The organism is Rhizobium sp. CFBP 8752, from assembly GCF_014842035.1.
In the GTDB taxonomy this organism is placed as follows: Bacteria; Pseudomonadota; Alphaproteobacteria; order Rhizobiales; family Rhizobiaceae; genus Neorhizobium; species Neorhizobium soli.
In genome coordinates this window covers 392,693-411,590 of sequence record NZ_JACYUZ010000002.1, presented here as the reverse complement: position 1 = coordinate 411,590, position 18,898 = coordinate 392,693, and the positions used below count along the sequence as shown (strand labels likewise).

At 59.8% G+C, this 18,898-nt stretch carries 13 protein-coding genes; 6 read left to right on the top strand and 7 right to left on the bottom strand.

Translation table 11 applies throughout. The features are described from left to right. Window positions 1-27 precede the first annotated feature (27 nt). The 5 genes from IFT59_RS23310 (at window position 28) to IFT59_RS15060 (ending at window position 7,641) form a co-directional block, all read left to right on the top strand. Entirely contained in the window at window positions 28-852 is an 825-nt protein-coding gene (locus IFT59_RS23310; protein ID WP_342366111.1) for a FecR family protein, read from the top strand. Continuing rightward, window positions 792-3,659, top strand: coding sequence for a tetratricopeptide repeat protein (locus tag IFT59_RS15075; RefSeq protein ID WP_274598277.1), 2,868 nt, complete (start codon window positions 792-794; stop codon window positions 3,657-3,659). Before IFT59_RS23310 ends, IFT59_RS15075 begins: the two co-directional genes overlap by 61 nt. A 36-nt stretch (window positions 3,660-3,695) precedes the next feature. Next, complete coding sequence (locus IFT59_RS15070; protein WP_274598276.1) at window positions 3,696-5,465, top strand: CHASE2 domain-containing protein; 1,770 nt, start codon at window positions 3,696-3,698, stop codon at window positions 5,463-5,465. 204 nt (window positions 5,466-5,669) lie between these two features. Then, a complete protein-coding gene (locus IFT59_RS15065) occupies window positions 5,670-6,293 on the top strand; it encodes a pyridoxamine 5'-phosphate oxidase family protein (protein ID WP_192087380.1) in 624 nt (207 codons plus the stop codon). Window positions 6,294-6,990: 697 nt separating this feature from the next. After that, on the top strand, window positions 6,991-7,641 hold the full coding sequence (locus IFT59_RS15060; protein WP_192087379.1) for a hypothetical protein: 651 nt from the start codon (window positions 6,991-6,993) through the stop codon (window positions 7,639-7,641). A 79-nt stretch (window positions 7,642-7,720) separates the two neighbouring features. On the opposite strand, the gene IFT59_RS15055 is transcribed toward IFT59_RS15060, so the two are convergent. Together IFT59_RS15055 and IFT59_RS15050 are read right to left on the bottom strand one after the other, a co-directional pair. Continuing rightward, entirely contained in the window at window positions 7,721-8,314 is a 594-nt protein-coding gene (locus tag IFT59_RS15055) for a hypothetical protein (protein ID WP_192087378.1), read from the bottom strand. 152 nt (window positions 8,315-8,466) lie between these two features. Next, window positions 8,467-10,749 (bottom strand): EAL domain-containing protein, encoded by a 2,283-nt coding sequence (locus IFT59_RS15050; protein WP_192087377.1) that lies wholly within the window; start codon window positions 10,747-10,749, stop codon window positions 8,467-8,469. Between the two features lie 237 nt (window positions 10,750-10,986). Here IFT59_RS15050 and IFT59_RS15045 point away from each other — a divergent pair, with 237 nt between their 5' ends. Beyond that, window positions 10,987-11,796 (top strand): transporter substrate-binding domain-containing protein, encoded by an 810-nt coding sequence (locus IFT59_RS15045; RefSeq protein WP_249407602.1) that lies wholly within the window; start codon window positions 10,987-10,989, stop codon window positions 11,794-11,796. Window positions 11,797-12,010: 214 nt separating this feature from the next. Here IFT59_RS15045 and IFT59_RS15040 read toward each other — a convergent pair whose 3' ends face one another. From IFT59_RS15040 to IFT59_RS15020, 5 genes are read right to left on the bottom strand one after another with little or no spacing between them, the layout of a single operon-like run. After that, the gene (locus IFT59_RS15040) at window positions 12,011-13,942 is read right to left on the bottom strand and encodes a beta-galactosidase (RefSeq protein ID WP_192087376.1); all 1,932 of its coding nucleotides are present in this window, start codon (window positions 13,940-13,942) and stop codon (window positions 12,011-12,013) included. Next, entirely contained in the window at window positions 13,942-15,039 is a 1,098-nt protein-coding gene (locus tag IFT59_RS15035) for an ABC transporter ATP-binding protein (RefSeq protein WP_192087375.1), read from the bottom strand. The genes IFT59_RS15040 and IFT59_RS15035 overlap by 1 nt, the downstream gene beginning before the upstream one ends. Continuing rightward, complete coding sequence (locus tag IFT59_RS15030; RefSeq protein WP_192087374.1) at window positions 15,036-17,138, bottom strand: alpha-galactosidase; 2,103 nt, start codon at window positions 17,136-17,138, stop codon at window positions 15,036-15,038. The genes IFT59_RS15035 and IFT59_RS15030 overlap by 4 nt, the downstream gene beginning before the upstream one ends. Further along, window positions 17,135-17,986: a carbohydrate ABC transporter permease gene (locus IFT59_RS15025; protein WP_184655817.1), complete on the bottom strand. Its 852-nt coding sequence runs from the start codon at window positions 17,984-17,986 to the stop codon at window positions 17,135-17,137. The genes IFT59_RS15030 and IFT59_RS15025 overlap by 4 nt, the downstream gene beginning before the upstream one ends. Beyond that, the gene (locus tag IFT59_RS15020; RefSeq protein ID WP_342366110.1) at window positions 17,986-18,894 is read right to left on the bottom strand and encodes a carbohydrate ABC transporter permease; all 909 of its coding nucleotides are present in this window, start codon (window positions 18,892-18,894) and stop codon (window positions 17,986-17,988) included. Before IFT59_RS15020 ends, IFT59_RS15025 begins: the two co-directional genes overlap by 1 nt. Between the last annotated feature and the right edge of the window lie 4 nt (window positions 18,895-18,898).

The following is an 18,898-nucleotide window of genomic DNA, read 5'->3' as shown; positions in this document are numbered from 1 at the left end:
AGAGTGAAACTTTTTAAGGCAGTAACAGTGCTGTCGCTGACGACGGCTGTTCTGTTGTCGGCTGCACTTGAGCATGCGGGTGCGGAGCCCGTTCCGCGCTCAGGTACTGCAGCTGGGGCCGTCATCGCACGTAAGACCGGCGAGGAAGTCCGCTTTATTGACGTGTCCGACTGGCAGTCCGTCGATCTCAAACAGGACCTGATGAGCGGCGATATCCTGCGCACGAACGAGGTCGGCCAGCTCGCCATCGTTTTCTCGGACCGTACCCAGGTCAGGCTCGGCCGCAACACCTCGATGGTCGTGAAGCAGATCACCAGCGAAACGAGTTCCGACACGGTGTTGCAGCTTCAGTCAGGAACGATCTGGGCCCGGGCCGAGCGCGGCGGGCCCGGCGTACAGGTCCAGACGGCCGCAGCGGCTGCCGCTATTCGAGGGACCGACTGGACCATGACGGTCAGCGGCAACGACACGTCGCTGACGGTTCTCGACGGGATCGTGCAACTCGCCAATCCACAAGGCATGGTCGACGTGCGTGCGGGTGAGGCGGCAGCAGCCACCTTGGGTCAGGCGCCTCGCAAGGTGGTTATCGTCGAGTCCGATGACCGCGAACAAATGCGTTCTACCTTCCACCGCGAGAAGCGTTCGAGCGTATGCCGCCAGCAGCGGTCCCATTTGCAGACATGCGCCGAAATGCCGATCGGATTCTGGCGATTCCACCTGAGAAACGTTCGACCGCCGACCTGGTCGATCTGGCGGAAGCGCAGTTGTCGCTTGAAGGCCCGGCAAAGACAATGGGGATGCTTGGTGCGCTGGAGCGCACGCAGTTATCATCGACCCAACGGGACCGGCTGATCCTGATCAAGGCCATCATCGCAGCCAACCAAGCGCGATACGGTGAAGCGGCGGCCCTTTTCGCGCAGGTTTCTCACCGCCTCGATCCGCGCAGGAGAGCGATCGCGCTCTGGGGTGGCTATTACGCACGGTCGCTGGCAGATCCGAGCCGTGTCGAGCCGCTGCCACCGAGCAATGGGGGACCGGAAGCCGCATTTCTGCGGGCCTATGCGGTCGGTTTCCTGAAGGACCTGAACGCGTCGATCGAGGCTCTTCGCGAAGCGGAGCGACAGTACCCTTCCGACCCCTCGCTTCCGGCCTATCGCGGCTGGATCGCACTGTTGTTGAATGACCGCATGCAGGCGGAGGAGGCGATAAACCGCTCACTGTCTCTCGATCCGCATGAGCCCACTGCGCTGGAGGCGCGATCTCATTTCAAGGCAGGGTTCCAGGGCGATAACGACGGAGCGCTGGCAGATCTCTACGAGGTTCTGAAGGTAACGCCTGGAAGCAGCACCACCTGGAATGCGATCGCCGACATCCACTCGACCAGAGGTGCCAATCGAGAGGCAGAGGCAGCGCTTCGAAAGGCGATCGAGCTGGATCCGATCGATCCTATATCGCACTCGAATCTGGCGATCTTCTATCTGGACACAAACCGGGTGAAGGAGGCGAAGCGCGAGATCGATCTCGCCATGGCTGCGGATCCGGCGCTGGATCAGGTTCTGATTGCGAGAGGTCGCTACTATCTCCAGAAAGGCGAGCCCGACAAGGCGGTCGAAGACCTGCTCGCAGGCACTGTTTCCAATCCGGCGGATGCCCAGGGGCAAATTGTCCTTGGCGCGGCCTACTACCAGAAAGGGGACCGTGTCGCTGCAGAACAGGCGATCGACAATGCCGATAGACTGGATAACAACGATCCCGTCATCTCGGCGGTTCGGGCCTCGGTGGCCATTTCGGAGTATGATGCGCCGGGTGCGATCCAACATGCGCGAGACTACGTCCTGCGTGCGCGAGCGCGCGGTGGAGAGTACACGTCGCTTGGCGCAAACCAGCAGGCGGGTTCGATTCTCAACAGTGCGTTCCGCTTTCAAGGGCTGAACGCCTGGGGCGAATTCTACAGCGATGCCGTCTTCGATCCATTTTCCGGTGCTGCCTATATCGATGAAAGCATCCGTGGCAGCGTCAACCCTTTCGCGAACAGCTACCTCTATGGTGAGGACGTCATCAACAACGCCCCGAACGGGCAATTCTTTTCATCAACGCTTCAGGGGCTCCTGCTGGAGCCGACACTGATCTCGTCTCCCAGTCGCGGGTTTGACATTCTCACCCGGCCGTTCTTCGAAGTGTCTCTCGGAGGTGGCTTCACTGCGGCGGGCGGAGGCACCGGCGGGACGGGCGAGGCAGAGATTCAGGGCTATACGAACTTCCCGAACCCGACGAGCTACTATGCCAATTTCGAATGGCAGAAGTCACTCGACGCCCGCGATGCCGGCTTGATCACGGATATCGGGACAGAGCTGGAGGTGCTCGGCGGCAATGTCTTCCTGACCACCAGTCCGACCTATTACGACCGCATCGTGTTCTACTACAACGATGCAAAGAGTACCTTCGAGCAGGAGGTGACGATCCCCGGAACGTTGCCCGTCGTCACGGGAACGCGGCAAGACGAGATTGTCGGCCGAAGCCGCAACGGAGGTTTGGGCTGGAGCCACACGTTCGCCTACGAGAATGTCATGAATGCCGCCATTCTTCACAGCGGCACGAGGCGCAATGACACACGGTACAGCGAGATCGACCTTGGAACTCCGTTTCCGACGATTCCAAATGCTCGCGAACGCGATGAGTATGAAGAAAATGCCTATATTGCTGCTCTAAGCCATACGTTCAAAGCGGGTGATCTCACCTGGCGCTATGGTTTGGAAGGTGGCTGGATCTCCGAATCCCAGACACAGACGATAGAAGACCTTATCGGCGGGGCTTCCGGGACCGCCAGCAGCTCGGATCGCACGAGCGTCGCAAGCGTTTATGTCGATCTGCTCCACGAGATCCAGTCAAACTTGAAGGCTGAGTACGCCGTATTCGGTAACTACCTCAGCAACGACGCATCTGACGGTGTTCGCCTTGAGCCGCGTCTCGGCCTTGCCTGGTCACCGGTCGAGGGACAGTGGCTCCGCGCTGCCGTGATGCGCAGCAGCACGGATCTGTCGACGCCGACGCTGTCGCCGGTCTCTGTCGTCGGCCTGCAGCCGAATGCTTTCGACGTTGCACCCGAAGGACGTGCCGATACGGTCGCACTTCGGTGGGATGCCGAGTGGACAGACCGGTTCTTCACGGCTGCGGAGTTCCAGCACCAGGACGTGCGCGACATGCAGATTGCAGTTCCACTGACAGCCGTTCCCTTCACCACCAGCGAGGGACGCATCGATAGGGCGAGTCTGACAGGCAATCTTCTCTTAGGGCACGGCTTCGGTCTCTCGTCCACGATCGCCTACGCGGATTCGGAAGAAAAAGGCGGCAGCCTGCCCGCCGGCTCATCCTTGCCGTTCATCCCGGAATGGGCAGGCCAGCTGGCGCTCACCTATGTCAATCCGGCCAATGTCCAGGTTTCGCTGGCCGCCAACTACATTGGCGAGCGGATAGGCAGTGCCGGGACTGGCCTTGGTGACTACTGGACGCTCGACAGCAAGCTGACCTGGGAGCCTCTCGACAAGCGGATGGCGCTGATACTGGAGGCTTTCAATCTGCTCGACGAAGAGTTCGAAGTCGACGCCGGCGTTCCCGCATGGGGAAGATCCTTCAAGGGTACGTTGAAGGTTCGTTTTTAGATGTCCGGTAGTCGGTCGAATGCCCGCGGCGGGCCCATGCTCCGGTCTCGGCAGCTAAAGCTCACGGCGCTGTCACTGATAATCTACGTCGCATTGACGTTGATCGCTCAGCTTCCAGCTTGGTCGCTGCTCGACAACCGTGCGTTCGACTATCTCTCGACCCTCAACCCTTTGCCGCTTACCTCGGACAGCCCGATCGTCGTTGCGATCGACGAACCCTCTCTCGCCGAAATCCAGAGCCAGTGGCCGTGGCCACGAGGCCTGCATGCAAGACTGGTCACGGCGTTGCGCGCGGCCGGTGCCAAGACGATCGGCATGGACATCATCTTCGCGGAGCCGTCCAATCCGGGAGACGACGCCGCCCTTGCCGCAGCGCTTGGACCAGACGTCGTGCTCGCCGGTGACGAAACGCTTGTGACGTCTGCGCAGGCGGATCAGTTCGTGCGGGTTCTGCCGCTGCAAATGTTCAGTGACGCCTATGCTTTGACGGGCATTGCCTCGATTACGCTTGATCGCGACGGCGTTCTGCGTCGTCTGCCACCCTATGACGATGGCTTCGCCGCCACGGTTGCGACTGCTGCAGGTTTCGAAATTCCTCTGGGAGTGCCGAACAAACTGCTTCAGGTTTACGGGCCAGCCCGCACATACCCGACAGTTTCCTATTACCAGGCGCTCGAGCCGGAGCGGTTCCTGCCCGATGGGTTTTTCAAGGATAGGATCGTTCTGGTCGGTCTAAGCCTTCAAACCGCAGCGACGGTGGAGAAGGGCGGAGCGGACGCTTATGCAACACCCTACACCGTCCACACCGGTCACCTGACGGCCGGCGCTGAAATCCAGGCGACGATCGTCGACAACATAAGACTGGGATCTTCCGTTACAGAAGCTGACCAGGCACTGCGTCAACTTCTGCTGTTTGGTGCGGTCGTCATCGGGGCGCTGCTGGTCCGCAAGGATACGGGTTGGAAAACCGTGTTGTACAACAGTGTCGCGCTTGTCGTGATGCTGGGTGGAGCTTACGCGGCGTTGCGGTTCGGGAGGGTGTTTGTGTCTCCGGTCTCACCCGCTTTGGCGATGCTCAGCATGAGCGCTGCGCAGGCGGGGCTCGATTACGCGAAGGAGCGGGCGGGCCGTCGCCAAATCACGCAAGCGTTCGCTCAGTACCTATCGCCTGACCTTGTTTCTCAATTGGCCAGCGATCCGACCCGTTTGAAGCTTGGCGGCGAGAAGAAGAAGCTGAGCGTCCTTTTCTGCGATGTCCGCGGGTTCACGACAATCGCCGAGCAGCTAAAGGATGACCCTCAACACCTCACCGAGCTGATAAACCGGCTGTTGACGCCGCTGTCGGATATCGTGCTCTCCCATGGGGGAACGATCGACAAATATATCGGCGACTGCCTGATGGCATTCTGGAATGCGCCGCTCGACGATCCCCACCATGCCGATCACGCGGTTTCAGCCGCGCTCTCAATGCTCGCTTCAATGGAGAGCCTGAACGCCGAGCTCGCGCGTGAGGCGGAGATCGCCGGTCGAACGCATCACGAGCTGCGTATCGGCATCGGCATCAACACGGGTGATTGCGTCGTGGGCAACATGGGTTCGACCCGGCGCTTTGACTATTCCGCGCTCGGCGATGCCGTCAATCTGGCAGCACGTCTCGAGGGGGAATCCAAGAACCTCGGCGTATCCCTACTGATCGGGGCCGGGACCGCGGCCAGCCTGGCCGACACGAGCGGTGTGAGGGAGCTCGGCCGCATCCTCGTCAAAGGCAAGAGCGAGGAAGTCTCGGTTTTCACTGTTGTGCGGTAGGAGATCGGACAGGAAGAATTTGGCGGGAGAAAGCGTGCATCGATAGAGACGAACCGAAGAGTGTGATCCCGATCAACTGCGGCCGGAATGTCCACCGGCCGGAAGAATGAGCATTCCAATCTTTGATTTGGTCGAGCTATAGTCCGATCCGCGGCGCCGCACCGTCCGGTCACCATGCGGGCCCGCCTGAATATGGGGGTTCACGTGCCGTATCATTTCCTGGAAGTCGCCGTGACGCCGAGCGTCAGAGCCGCACAGGCGGATATGGGTGCGGATCAAATATGGTTGGGCAACCACGACCGCCCCTCAGATACATTCACGGAAAACGAAATCGCCTTCATCGCCTCGCGCGACAGCTTCTACATGGCATCGGTGTCTGAAACCGGGTGGCCATACGTTCAACACCGTGGAGGGACAGCTGGTTTTTTGAAGGTCGTCGATCATCGAACCATGGCATTTGCCGATTATCGAGGTAACCGCCAGTACATCAGTGCAGGAAATTTCGCAGCCAATGACCGGGCCTGCCTGTTCCTGATGGACTACGTCCGACGAGCCCGGCTCAAAATCTACGCACATGTCGACCGGCTAACGCTCGATGCCGATCAGGCTCTTACAGATCTGGTCTCCGATCCCACCTACAAAGGCAGGCCTGAGCGGTTATTCAAGCTTCGGCTCGAGGCTTACGACTGGAACTGCCCACAACACATCATCCCGCGCTACACCGAGCAGCAGGTCGAGGAAGCGGTAGCACCCCTTCGTCAAAGACTGCATCAGCTGGAAGCCGAAAACGCGACACTGCGGGCCCGTCTGGAAGGCAAAGCCTTGTGACCGACGCTCGAACGATCGTCTAAGACTTACGAACGAAATTGCGTGGTCGGTCGCCGGGCAGAGTTGCCTCAGCCGCTGATCTCAACGTTCGTCGCCGGATGATGGTATAGCAGGCGATCCCAGCTGTACGTGGCTCGCCCGTTCGCTGATGTGACGATCGAGGGACGCGATCATCTCTTGGGGGCTGTCGCAGCCAGCGCCATATGCCCTCAACAGATAGGCAACCGCTTCCTCCCCCAACACGCTGGTCGGCTCAACGGTGTTAACGGCGCACCAGTCGAGGTGCGCGTCTCTGATCAAGTTGAGTTGCCTAACGTCAAATACACCCGCCACCATCGTCGTCTCCATTATCGATCTATTCGCAGTTACCATCAGACCGTTGCGACGATAACGCATGGACGCGGTTCTTGTTGCCGGCGACGAAGCCTGTTTCTCGTGACAATGCCTCGTCCAGAAGACATGGAGAACCTCTATGACGTAGGCCCCGCGCTGAAGGATGGGCATCGCCCGCAGACTTGAACACGGCTGCTCGGCATCACATCTATTGCCAGTAAAGCCCGCTCCGTCTTGAAAATCTCATCAAACTGGAACGGTAACGTTTGTTTTCTGCACACTTCGGTGCAGACTGTCACTTGGAACGATTCCGGTTTTTACTCTTCAGTCGACTCCACGACGGGCTTACTTAACGAGGTACTCGGTGATTGATTTCTTCGGCACAACGCAAGGTTTCATGACGTTGGGAGCGCTGATTGGCGCTGGTAGCTTTGCTCTGGGATCCGCCAGTCGGTCCATCCACAAACTTGGCGTTCTCGTCCGTCCGGGACAGACAAACCGGAACGCGCGCAGCCTTGCAATGCGAACGATGCTGGCGCTCGATGACTACGTCGGGGCTGCCTACGCAGCCGTCCATGACCGGCCTGAGTTCAATCCTATGGACCAAGAGGAGTTCGCGTTCCATCTTCCCGAACCAGTGCTGATCCTTCCTGACGACGCGGACTGGCAACTTTTCGGTGCAGATCTTGGCGAAGAGATATTGTGGTTTTCAAACCGTGTTAGCAACCACGAGAACGCTCTCGAAAGCCTCGATTTGTCGAAACCCGCGCATGACGGCTTTTTCGAGCGCCGCATTGAGGGTTACGCCCGGCTTGCTGCAAGAGCGATGGATCTGATTGCTCGGATCAGCAGCGAGTTCGACCTGACCCTTCCTGAAAAACCGGACTACTATCGTCAGGCGGAAGGGCTGGCCAAGATTCTGCACGGCCTCGATAAGGCGACCGCAAACAAGCTCCAACCCGCCACTGGGAATGCAGCCACGAATGTGACGCCACTGTTCCCAAAGTCAGTGTGATCTGCAGCCTGCATCTGCTGATCGACATTTCCAACGTCAGGCTATGCGATCAGGCTGAGCCTGATACGGGCCTTTTTTGTCAGAACTTGTACCGGACCCCTACGACATTGGCGTTCGAGCCGCCGTGCATGTCGCCTAACGTTCCCCAGGCACCTGAGCGATGGTGGAGCCGCCAGAACACCTCCGTGTTCGGGAGCTTGTCGCTCGAAAGGCTCAGCTCGGGTCCAAGGTAGAACAGGGTGCGGGCGTTGCCGTCCCGTTCCTGCTCGTGATCCCGCTCCCGACCTTTCTGGCTTTTGGTGACATGGCTGAGGCCGAACGTGAACGATGGCGCGACACGCACAGGGCCGAGCTTGACGCCGTCATGTCGGCCCACAACACCGCCCCACACCTCGCCGCTCGTGCTCTGGCCGAACCGACCAGCAAGACCCGCCTCCAGGCCGAAGCTGAACGTCCCGAACTGGTATGGGAACACCTGGTACCCCAGCCCAATCAACGCGTTATCTTCGTAGTCAGAACCGAACACGTTGGCAGCGTCGAGCATATTCTCATCGACCATAGCGCCACCGAACACCATCACCGACTGATCCAGATCAGGACGGTCTGCTCGCGCGTGACCGAGACCCAACTGCAAGACGACGGCCACCAAAGCCACCCTCGGGAAGAAATTCATTCCAGCTTTCCTCCTCAGGAGTTGTTTCGCGCGCGGTAACGTTAGCAAGTCAACATACGACCTGATCCGTTGTAGGCAAGACGTCATCGACTGTCGAGAGTTGTGGCAGATCCGAAACGACCGATGGAATTCTGCCACCGTTCGTGTTCCGTTTATATAGAGACGCGTATTTGGCTCGGCCGCACCTGGTGGCCGAAGGCCCCGATCGGTATGGGTCGCGAGAAAAGGTAACCTTGCAGCTCGTCGCATCCCGCTGCGATCAGGAACTCCCTCTGCTCCTCGGTTTCGACACCCTCGGCCGTTGTTGCCTTGCCCAATGTTCGGCTCAGACTGGCGATAGCGGAGACGATGGCGGCACCTTCTGCCTTGCAGCCCAGCAATTGGACGAAGGACCTGTCAATCTTTACGCGGTCGATTTTGAGGTCAATCAAATGGCTCAGCGACGAAAAGCCGGTGCCGAAATCGTCGAGCGCAATTCTCACCCCGCGTGACCTGAGTAGGTTCAGGTTCTCGGCCGCGCCTTCGTCGAGGTTGAAAATGGCAGCCTCTGTTACTTCAAGCTCCAAGCGATCCGGCGAAAGCCCGCAATCTCTCAGAATCGACAGAACCATCTGGGCAAAGTTGCGCTGTCCGATTTGTGACGGGGAGACGTTGACGGCAATCGAGAGATGAGCCGGCCAGGACGCGGCAGCGGCGGCCGCCGTGAGCAAGACCCATCGGCCCAGCTGGTTGATCATCCCGGCTTCTTCAGCAATCGGAATAAACTTGTCAGGCGACAGAAGCCCCCTTGTCGGGTGGCGCCATCGGACAAGAGCTTCCGCACCTGTAACATCACCTGACCTGTCTGCCTGATGGACGCCTTGAGCAAAAACTTCCAGATGACCTACCCTGTTGTCGCGCATCACCCCTTGCGTGGCACCCGGACCTTCATCTCTTTCGAGCATGATGCGCAGTTCGTTCCGCAGTTCGGTGCGTTCGTTTGCGCGGGTGTCCAGCGAACTATTGTATTCTGCCGCGCGGCCGCGGCCACTTTCCTTGGCATCGTAGAGTGCGACGTCTGCCCGACGAAGGAGTTCCCGGGCGGTGGTAAACGCGCCCTCAGGGGCCGTGTATCCGATCGAACCGCCGATAGAGACAACGACAGTACCGTTCACAAGATGAAACGGGTCGCTGATGCGCGCCATGATCTCGTTGCACAAACCGATGATGCTTCGGTTGTGGCCGAGAGAGGGGATGAGGAGGGCAAACTCGTCGCCGCCGAAACGCGCAAGTGTGTCACCAGGCCGAAGAAGCGACTTCATCCGCTCTACGGCGATACGCAACAGCTCATCGCCAGCGAGATGGCCGTAGACGTCGTTGACCTGCTTGAATCGGTCGAGGTCGATCAGCGCGACGACAGTCTCGCGGTCTTGTGTCCCGAGTTCGGTAAGACATTGCTCAAGTCTTGTCGCAAACAAAGCGCGGTTGGGAAGACCGGTCAGCACGTCGTGATGGGAAAGATGCCGCGCATGGGTCTCGCTAGCAGCGAGTTGTTTCAGGCTATAGCGCAGGCGCAGCAGCAGGGCGGAAAACAAGATGGTGACGACAAGTCCGGCGGCAGACAGGAAGGGCAGGAGACGCGCGATAACGCGAGAACCAGGCAGGTCCGGTTTCCAGACGATAAATCCGATGGGCTCTGCCGTGCGGGTGGACGCCACCTGGAACGCGACCTCACCCGGTTCGTAATCCGCTGTGCGAGCGTAACGTGCCCCCGCGAGTCCCTGCTCCCTGCTCAACATATCGAGCGTCGGGCCGTCCAAAAACCGGATGGCGATAAGATAGTATTCCGCCTTCACCTTACCTGGATCATCTTGCACCTGATGAACCACCGGAACGATGCCCGCAATCGAGGGCCTGCCTTCCAGCCGGAGCAACTCCACCTGATTCTTTTGGGGAGCGGGAGCGTGCTGCCCATCGGTTTCCAGGCCTTTTGTTACGGCCGAGATCATTGGCCAAAGGACGGGACGAACCCATTTGAAACGACGCACGCTATCGGGGTCAGGCTGGAGTGCGAGTTCTCCGTCGGGCGAAATCAGAAAAACGGCGCTGTAGCCAAAGACGGATGTGGCGATCCGACCAAACGTCTGGATCGACGCGCTTCTGGATATCTCCGTGCCGCTGTCCGAAGAGCCGGGCGATAAGAATGAAGCATAGCCTTCCGCCAGCAGTTGCATATCCTGTGCAACGCGGTCGACCTGATTTTGCAGCCTGCCGTCAACCAGCTCTCGTTGCCTGTCGCGCGCCGCAGAGTCGCTTTCACTTCCGGCCCAAATGGCTGCGAGAACAACGAGCCCTAATATTGCAAGACCGGTTCCGGTCAGCAGGATCAAAACCGACTGCGACGACGAACGAGCCGACAGTCGCGTCAACAATGAAAACACCCAGTTTGAAGACACGGAATCTCCCCTCGCCCAGGGAAGTGTAGAGGGAATTAATTACGAAATGCTTTTAAAGCATGTCTCAAAATTGAAGCATTCGCGATTGATGACGAAAACACGCAATGCCGGAGGCGGCCGGGGTCAAGATGAGCTTCTGGTTGGCCGCTGACAAGCATGCGAGAGAAGCTCTTAATCCTTGTATGTTCTAATATTCCCAATACGGGAATCGAGCCCGGACGACAAGAGGAGAGCCAGATGCCGAAAATGAACCCCAGAGCGCTGATCACACTGTGTATAGCTGCTTCGTGGCTCCTTTTGCCCACACATAACCTTAGAGAGGCAGTCGCTGCCGACCGGGCAGGAGATCAGAAGATCAAGGTTGCGTTTGAGGGAGGCTTTCCTCCCTTCAACTACGTGGACTCCAGCGGTCAACTGCAGGGTTTCGACGTCGACATCGCCAAGGCCCTTTGTGAGACGGCACGGCTTTCCTGCGAACTGGTCGTCCAGGAATGGACCGACATGATCCCCAATCTGCTTTCGAACAAATACGACATGATCGTATCGTCCATGTCGATGAGTGCAGAGAGACGCAAACTCGTGACATTCTCGGACAAATACTACGACAGTCCCTCCGTCTTTATCGCACGCAAAGACTCGGTCTTGACCACCATATCGGACGAAAGCCTCAAGGGCCTGCGCGTCGGCATCGCGGCGGAGACCTCACAGCAGGCATACATCAAGAAGTTTTTCCCAAGCGCCGAGACAACGGTGTTTCGCTCCTCGCCGGAGCTTTACAAGGCGCTGGCAAACGAGGACGTTGACGTCATGCTTGAAGACAAGCTTGCCGTGTACGACTGGCTCACGAACACAAATGAAGGACGTTGCTGCAAGTTCGTTGGCACCGACGTCAAGGACACATCGATCTTCGGCGAAGGTGCGGGCATCGCTTTCCGCAAGGACGATGCTGCGTTGACGGCAAAGATCAATGCGGCCCTGGCGGAGCTTCAGGCTGGCGAAGTCTATGACAGCATCAACGCGAAATATTTCCCCTTCAGCATCCGTTGATGCGGGCCATCTGGCATTCCTGAAGATCGAAACAGGATGTCGGGTCGACACCCTGCCGCGAACCGGCCTAAGCCGGAATCCTGATACAGCTCAGCGAATGTCGTAGTGGAGATCCGCTCGCATCATTTCGGTCAGTTCCGCACCGTTCCATAGGGCCCGTTCAGCTCCCGAGCAACCGTTTGGCAGGCGCGTGTTTGGTTGCTGTCTGGCTCGCTCACGCCCGCCAGACAGCAACCTCATACGGGCGAAGAGTGCGCTCGCCGAGCACGATGCGGATCCCGGTTGGTACCGTCCAGTCCTCCGCACCGTAGTTAAACGCGAAGACGAGCTCGCCGCGTCGCCGCATACGAACATGTTCCGGCAGCTCGAACGTGGGGATGTCCGCAGCGTCCAGAACCAGGCTCATCGTTGCGGCAAGGAGTGACTCATCCGGCCAGCAGGCCAGGTAATGGATCTTCTCCTTGCGGGTGAGGGCCGGCATGCCATCGCCGAAGCGGGCAAGAACATCGCCGGTCGCTTCTATATCTTCGCGCCAGCGGATTGCCGCGCCTGAGATCTGTCCGGTCACAGGCTGGGCAAGGCCCGGCCGCAGGGTGGCGACCTGCAGGACGCGGTGGCCTGTGAGATCGGCGAGCGGACCGGGGGGCAGATTGTCGGGAATGGTGAAGTTGCGGGTTCGGGATCCGGTTCGTGGACCGATCAGGACCACGCCGTCGAATTGGCGGAGTTCCCTCTCCAGATCCGCGGATACTTCCGTGACGCAGGGCAGAACGACGAGCGCGTAGCCATCCAGCGGCGCGCCGGGGCGCACGAAGTCGATATCGACGCCGAGGCGCCGAAGGCTTTCATACCAGCGGAAGGTCAGTTCTTCGTAACGGAAGTCCTTGCCCTGTGGCTGGATCACCGTCGTCCAGTAGCTCTGGTAATCGAAGACAACAGCAACTTTAGCCGTCTGTGTTTCCGGCAGAGTTCCGAAGGTGGCGAGCTCGCTCGCTACCTGTCCCGCTTCACGGCCGCCGGGCGAAAGTTCGTCTAGGCCGGGAAGGTTCAGACCCGCATGCATCTGCTCCTGCGCGAAGGGTGCCTGCCTCCAGCGGAAATAGCTGACGGCTTCCGCGCCATGGGCCAGCGCTTCCCAGGTCCAGAGGCGCACCATTCCGGGCTTCGGGATCGGGTTCCAGGGCGCCCAGTTTACCGGGCCGGGTTGCTGTTCCATCACCCAGAACCGGCCACGGCCCACCGCGCGATAAAGATCGTGGTGGAACGGCGCGATATCCGGATGCGACGTCTCCGCCCAGCGATTGCGCTCCGCCTCCGAGAACGGAAATTTTTCGACGAAACCGATCGGGTAGCTGTCCCAGGAGGCAAGGTCGAGATTGTCGGCCACCTGGAAATGGTCGAAGTCGAGAACGAAACCCATGAAGTTATGAGTGATCCAGCGATCCGGCGAATGCCGGCGGATGATCTCGCACTGCATCGCGTCATAGGCTGCGACCTGATCCGAATGAAAACGCCAGAAATCGAGCCGCGTCGCCGGGTTGCTTTCGGTCACGGTCAGGTTCGGCAGCGCGACGTCGTCGAAGCTTCCGACTTCCATCGACCAGAACACCGAACCCCAGGCTTCGTTGAGCTGCTCGGCAGACTGGTAACGCAGCCGCAGCCAGCGGCGGAATGCCTTCAGGTCTTCAGGTCCAAAGGACAGCGTCGTGTCGTGGCAACCGTATTCGTTGTCAGTCTGCCAGCCGACGAGACCCGGATGGTCGCCGTACCGTTTCGCGACCGCCTCGACGATGCGGGCGCTCTCGCGCCACCAGGTTTCCGAGGAGAAGGTGTAGTGACGCCGCGAGCCGAAACCACGCGGACGCCCCTGTTCGTCATAGGGGAGAATCTCGGGATATTCGTCGATCAGCCATTTTGGCGGTGTCGCCGTCGGCGTACCCAGCACGATCTTGAGGCCAGCCTTTGTCAGAACGTCCATCGCCCGGTCGAGCCATGCGAAGTCGAAATTGCCGCGGCTCGGCTCAAGCCGTGACCAGGCGAATTCGCCGATGCGCACGAAGGAAATGCCGAGTTCGCGCATGCGCCGCGCATCGGTTTCCCAGCGGTCTTCGTTCCAGTGTTCCGGATAGTAGCAGACGCCAAGCATTATCGTGTGAGATCTCCATTGACGACGGCATGGCCGTCGGTATCGAACAGATGGCAGGCCCTGGCCGGAATGCCGATGCGGACAAGGTCACCTGCGCGCTGGCTTGCAAGACCGTCGGCCTTTACCGAAATTTCTGCACCATCGGCGAGCGAAACGAAGAACAGGGTCTCGGAGCCGAGATGTTCGGCAAGCTTCACGCGGCCTTCGAGAACGACGTCGCCGTTGCCGGTCGCATCCAGATGTTCGGGGCGAATCCCAAGCGTCATCGTTGCGCCTTTCACAGACGCGCCGTGCGTGTCGAGCGAAAGCGATGCGCCACCGGGAAGGCTTGCGGTGACGCTGCCGTTCTCTCCTGATGTCACGGGAACGGTGAGGAAATTCATCTTCGGCGAACCGATGAAACCGGCGACGAACAGGTTTTTCGGCCGGTGATAGAGCTCGAGCGGCGCACCGACCTGCTCAATGCGACCTGCCGACAGCACGACGATCTTATCGGCCATGGTCATCGCCTCGACCTGATCGTGGGTGACGTAGATCATCGTCGCCTTCAGATCCTGATGCAGGTTCGACAGCTCCGATCGCATCTGCACGCGCAGCGCCGCATCCAGATTGGAGAGCGGTTCGTCAAACAGGAAGACGTCCGGATCGCGGACGATGGCGCGGCCGATCGCGACGCGCTGGCGCTGACCACCCGACAATTGCCCCGGCTTGCGCTGCAGCAGCGGCTCAAGCTGCAGCATCTTTGCCGCATAGGCTGTGCGCTCTGCGACCAGGGCCTTCGGATGGCCCGTCATCTTCAGGCCAAAACCGATGTTTTCCGCAACCGTCATATGCGGATAAAGCGCATAGGACTGAAACACCATGGCGACACCGCGCTCGGACGGGCCGACGTCGGTCATCTCCTGGCTGCCGATCGACAGCGAGCCCTCGGAAATCTTCTCCAGGCCGGCGATCATCCGCAACAGCGTGGACTTGCCACAGCCGGACGGGCCGACGAAAACGCAGAACTCGCCATCGGCAATATCGAGATCGACACCCTTGATGACATTGACGGCGCCAAAGCTTTTCTTGACGGCGCGCAGGCTGACGTCGCTCATCGCATCTGTCTCCCATGGTTAGGTGTTAGTTCAAGAAGCAGGGCGCTTTCGGGCCGAAGCATCGGCAAGGGAAGGCCAGCAAGACCGGCATTCGCCAAATCGAAAGTGATCTCGCCCGAAAGCAGGCGCTTCTGACCGTCCGATATGCGGATGAACTCGGGCTCTTCGGGCAGAACGGTCTCGATGCGCCAGGTTCCGCGGAAGCGCGTGATCTGTTCGGGCAATCGCAGCGGAGAGGGCTGTTCGCCCACCATCTGCGGTCCCTGCGCAACGATGACGACGATCTTTTCAGCGCTGGCGGCACCCCAGACATAACGGCCGTCGATCGGCTCAAGCCGGAAATTGGCGCCGGGCGCATGCAGAAGAGGGCGAAGCCGCTTGTGGGTCTCAATACAGAGCGCCAGTTCGGCGCGCTCTTTTGCCGAGAGCTCCAGCGGGTTGAGTTCGACGCCGAAATGATAGGCCATCGCCACCAGCGCCCGGAAGCTCAGGGAATGGCGACGGTTGGTCTGGTGGTTGGGGTCTGCGGAGATGTGACTTCCGAGGATTTCCGGCGGTACGAAAACCGAGGCGCCGCGCTGGATTTCCAGCCGCTCCAGCGCATCGGTGCAGTCCGATGTCCAGACGCGATGGGTGCGGGCGAGCGCGCCATAATCGATCCGGCCACCGCCCGACGCGCAGCTTTCGATCTCGACATCGGGGTGAGCGGCGCGAACGCGATCCATCAGCGCGTAGACGGCGCGTGTCTGGGCGGCGGTCTTCGCCCTGCCGTCGCGACCGCCGCTATGGGTCAGGTCGCGGTTCATGTCCCATTTGACATAGGAAACCGCGTGGCCGCTAAGCACCGCATCAATCTTCGAAAACAGATAGTCTGAGACGTCCCGCCGGGTAAGATCGAGCACGAGCTGGTTGCGGGACGCAAGCAGTGGCCGCCCTTCGACCTGCAGCGCCCAGTCCGGGTGGGCGGTGAACAAGTCGGACAACGGATTGACCATTTCCGGTTCGAACCAGATGCCGAACTGCATGCCAAGGCTTGTCACGTGATCGACGAGCGGTTTCAGTCCGTTCGGATATTTGCGCGGGTCGATATCCCAGTCGCCAAGGCTCGTCGTGTCGTCGTCGCGTTTGCCGAACCATCCGTCGTCCAGAACGAAACGCTCGATGCCGAGTGCTTCAGCCGCAGAAGCCTGCGCCTGAAGCGAGTCGAGCTGGTGGTCGAAATAGTTGCCTTCCCAGGTGTTGAGCGTGACAGGCCTTGGGCTCATGGAGCCGCCCGGCCACTGGACAAGCTCGGTGCGGACGAAGGCATGAAATGCCTCGCTGTGTGGCCCGGCATAGGCGACCGGGCTCTGGTAACTCTCGCCGGGCGCAAGAATGATCTCGCCGGGTTCGAACAGTTCGCCGAGATGGGCGAGGCGCTGGCCGTCATCGGTCCGGTCGATGGCGATCTGGTGATTGCCGCTCCAGCCGAGCGTGACGCCAAAACGCTGGTCAGCGCTTTCGACGAACAGCATTGGAAGACGGTCGTGCGAGGTGCGGCCGCGGCGGTTTTCCTGCATCCATAGGCCATTGCCGAGCGTCTCGCGACGCGTCTGGAATTCACGGCCCCACGAGCCGGTAAAACTGGTGATGGTTGTCTCACCTGAGGGCGCCAGGAAGCTCGCGGCCATGCAGCGATCGAGTTGGTAGTCGCTATCGCCCGCATTGGAGAGCCGGGTTGCGATCGAGAGCACGCCGGACGCATGGTCCGTAAGCGTGATGGAGATCCCGATCCGTGCGACCGGGTCGTTCGCCGAAAGCACGGTCTGTGCTCCGTCCCGTGCTGCCGACCAGCCGCTGAAGGCGAGAATGAAATCGCGGCCGGCGCGGTGGCCTGCAATCGCCGGCCAGCCGAAAAAGCCCATTCCACCAGATGGCAGCAGGACGGCGGAGGGGACAGCGACGTCCATGCCGTTGATTCGGCTCGATCGTTCGATCTCAAACAGCGGATCGGCGACAACCGGCGGGCGGCCGAAGGCCAGGAATTCAGGCATTCCGGTTTCGGGCAGGCGCAGGCTCAGCGCGAAATCGCCCGAGCCGACAGTTACGATGTCACTCATCCCTTGGTGGCTCCAAGTGTCAGGCCGGCAATGAAATGCCGTTGCATCAGGAAAAACATGGCGACCGGCGGCAGGGCCGCGATGATCGATCCGGCGGACACCAGATGCCAGGCGGCAACCCATTGGCCGTTCAGCGAATAGAGGCCGGCGGTGACAGGCATGGCGTGCTGGCCCTGCACGAGCACGGTCGCCCAGAAATAGTCGTTCCAGACGAAGGTGAAGATCAGGACGGAAAGAGCCGCAATCGCCGGCCGCATCAGCGGCAGCACGATATGGCGAAAGATCTTCCATTCAGAAACGCCTTCGACGCGCGCTGATTCAATCAGGGCAAAGGGCAGGCCCTTGATAAAGTTGCGCATGAAGAGCGTGCAGAAACCGGTCTGGAAGGCCGCATGGAAAAGCACCAGTCCCGTCACGGTGTCGTAGAGACCGAGTTTCAGCGTCAGGTCGCGAACCGGAACCATCAGGATCTGGAAGGGAATGAAATTGCCCGCGACGAACATGAAGAACAGGACGAGATTGCCCTTGAAGCGATAGACCGCCAGCGCAAAGCCGGTCAGGCATGAAATACCGACCGCGCCGATGACCGTCGGGATCGTCACCTTGAACGAATTCAGGATGTAGAGACCGATCGGAGAATCCTGGAAGACGGCCGTGTAGTTCTCGACACCGGCGAAACCGGAGGGCATGCCGAAGTAGTTGCCGGCTGCCAGATCGCCCGCCGGCCGCACCGAGGTGATGGCGACGCCGATCAGCGGCAGCAGCCAGAGGACGAGCGACACAGGCAAGAGCACCTTGTAGCTGGTCCGCATCCAAGGCGATGCGTTCTGAATGGGGGAGGGGAACATCAGGCGTTCCTTTCCTGGACAAGCATCCGCACGATGAAGAGCGAGATGAACACCATCATGATCAGGAACAGTACGACTGCGATCGCGGCGCCATAGCCCATGCGGAAACCGTATTCCGACAATGCCTGTTCGAACATGAAGTAGGAGAGAACCTGGCTCGATCCGTAAGGACCGCCGGCGGTCATGATCGACACGAGGTCGAAGGAGCGCAGCGAACCGATGACGGTGACGACCATCGCGATGAAAGTCGCCGGCGCAAGCTGCGGCAGGACGACGTACCAGAGAAGCTTGAGCCCCTTGGCGCCATCCATCCGCGCGGCCTCGACCTGTTCCGGATTAATGTTGTTGAGACCGGTGAGATAAAGGATCATGCAATAGGCCGTCTGCGGCCACAGGCCGGCGATGATGATGCCGTAGGTGACGTAGTGCTCATCCGCCAGAACCGCCACCTGCTCGCCCGTCAGCCATTCCAGCAGTTTCGAAAACGGCCCGAAATCCGGCGCGTAGAACCAGGTAAAGATCAGGCCGACCACGACCTGGCTTATGACGAACGGGAAAAAGAACAGCGACTTGTAGAGCCGGATCCCGGTGACCGACTGGTTGAGAAAAAGTGCTACGGCAAGGCCCGCAGGGATCGCCAGAAGATAGAGCAGCAGCCAGATGACGTTGTTCTTCAGGGAAACGTAGAAGGAATCGTCATCCAGAAGTTCGCTGTAGTTGCCAAGCCCGATCCAGACCTTTTCGCCCAGCCCGTCCCAGTCATGAAAGCTGATCCAGATCGACTGGAAGATCGGCAAAAGGACATAGACGATGAACATGAAAAGGCCGGGGGCGAGAAACAGCCATGGCGTGAGCCATTCCCTGTTGTTCTTAGAGCGGCGCGACGGCTGCTTTGCGGAATAGCTCACGACG

Excerpts from the sequence above, each read along its gene's own strand:
- IFT59_RS15040 (WP_192087376.1), bottom strand. The coding sequence starts at position 13,942 with ATGCTTGGCGTCTGCTACTATCCGGAACACTGGAACGAAGACCGCTGG.
- IFT59_RS15045 (WP_249407602.1), top strand. The coding sequence starts at position 10,987 with ATGCCGAAAATGAACCCCAGAGCGCTGATCACACTGTGTATAGCTGCT.
- IFT59_RS15070 (WP_274598276.1), top strand. The coding sequence starts at position 3,696 with ATGCTCCGGTCTCGGCAGCTAAAGCTCACGGCGCTGTCACTGATAATC.
- IFT59_RS15025 (WP_184655817.1), bottom strand. The coding sequence starts at position 17,986 with ATGTTCCCCTCCCCCATTCAGAACGCATCGCCTTGGATGCGGACCAGC.
- IFT59_RS15035 (WP_192087375.1), bottom strand. The coding sequence starts at position 15,039 with ATGAGCGACGTCAGCCTGCGCGCCGTCAAGAAAAGCTTTGGCGCCGTC.
- IFT59_RS15055 (WP_192087378.1), bottom strand. The coding sequence starts at position 8,314 with ATGAATTTCTTCCCGAGGGTGGCTTTGGTGGCCGTCGTCTTGCAGTTG.
- IFT59_RS15030 (WP_192087374.1), bottom strand. The coding sequence starts at position 17,138 with ATGAGTGACATCGTAACTGTCGGCTCGGGCGATTTCGCGCTGAGCCTG.
- IFT59_RS15075 (WP_274598277.1), top strand. The coding sequence starts at position 792 with ATGGGGATGCTTGGTGCGCTGGAGCGCACGCAGTTATCATCGACCCAA.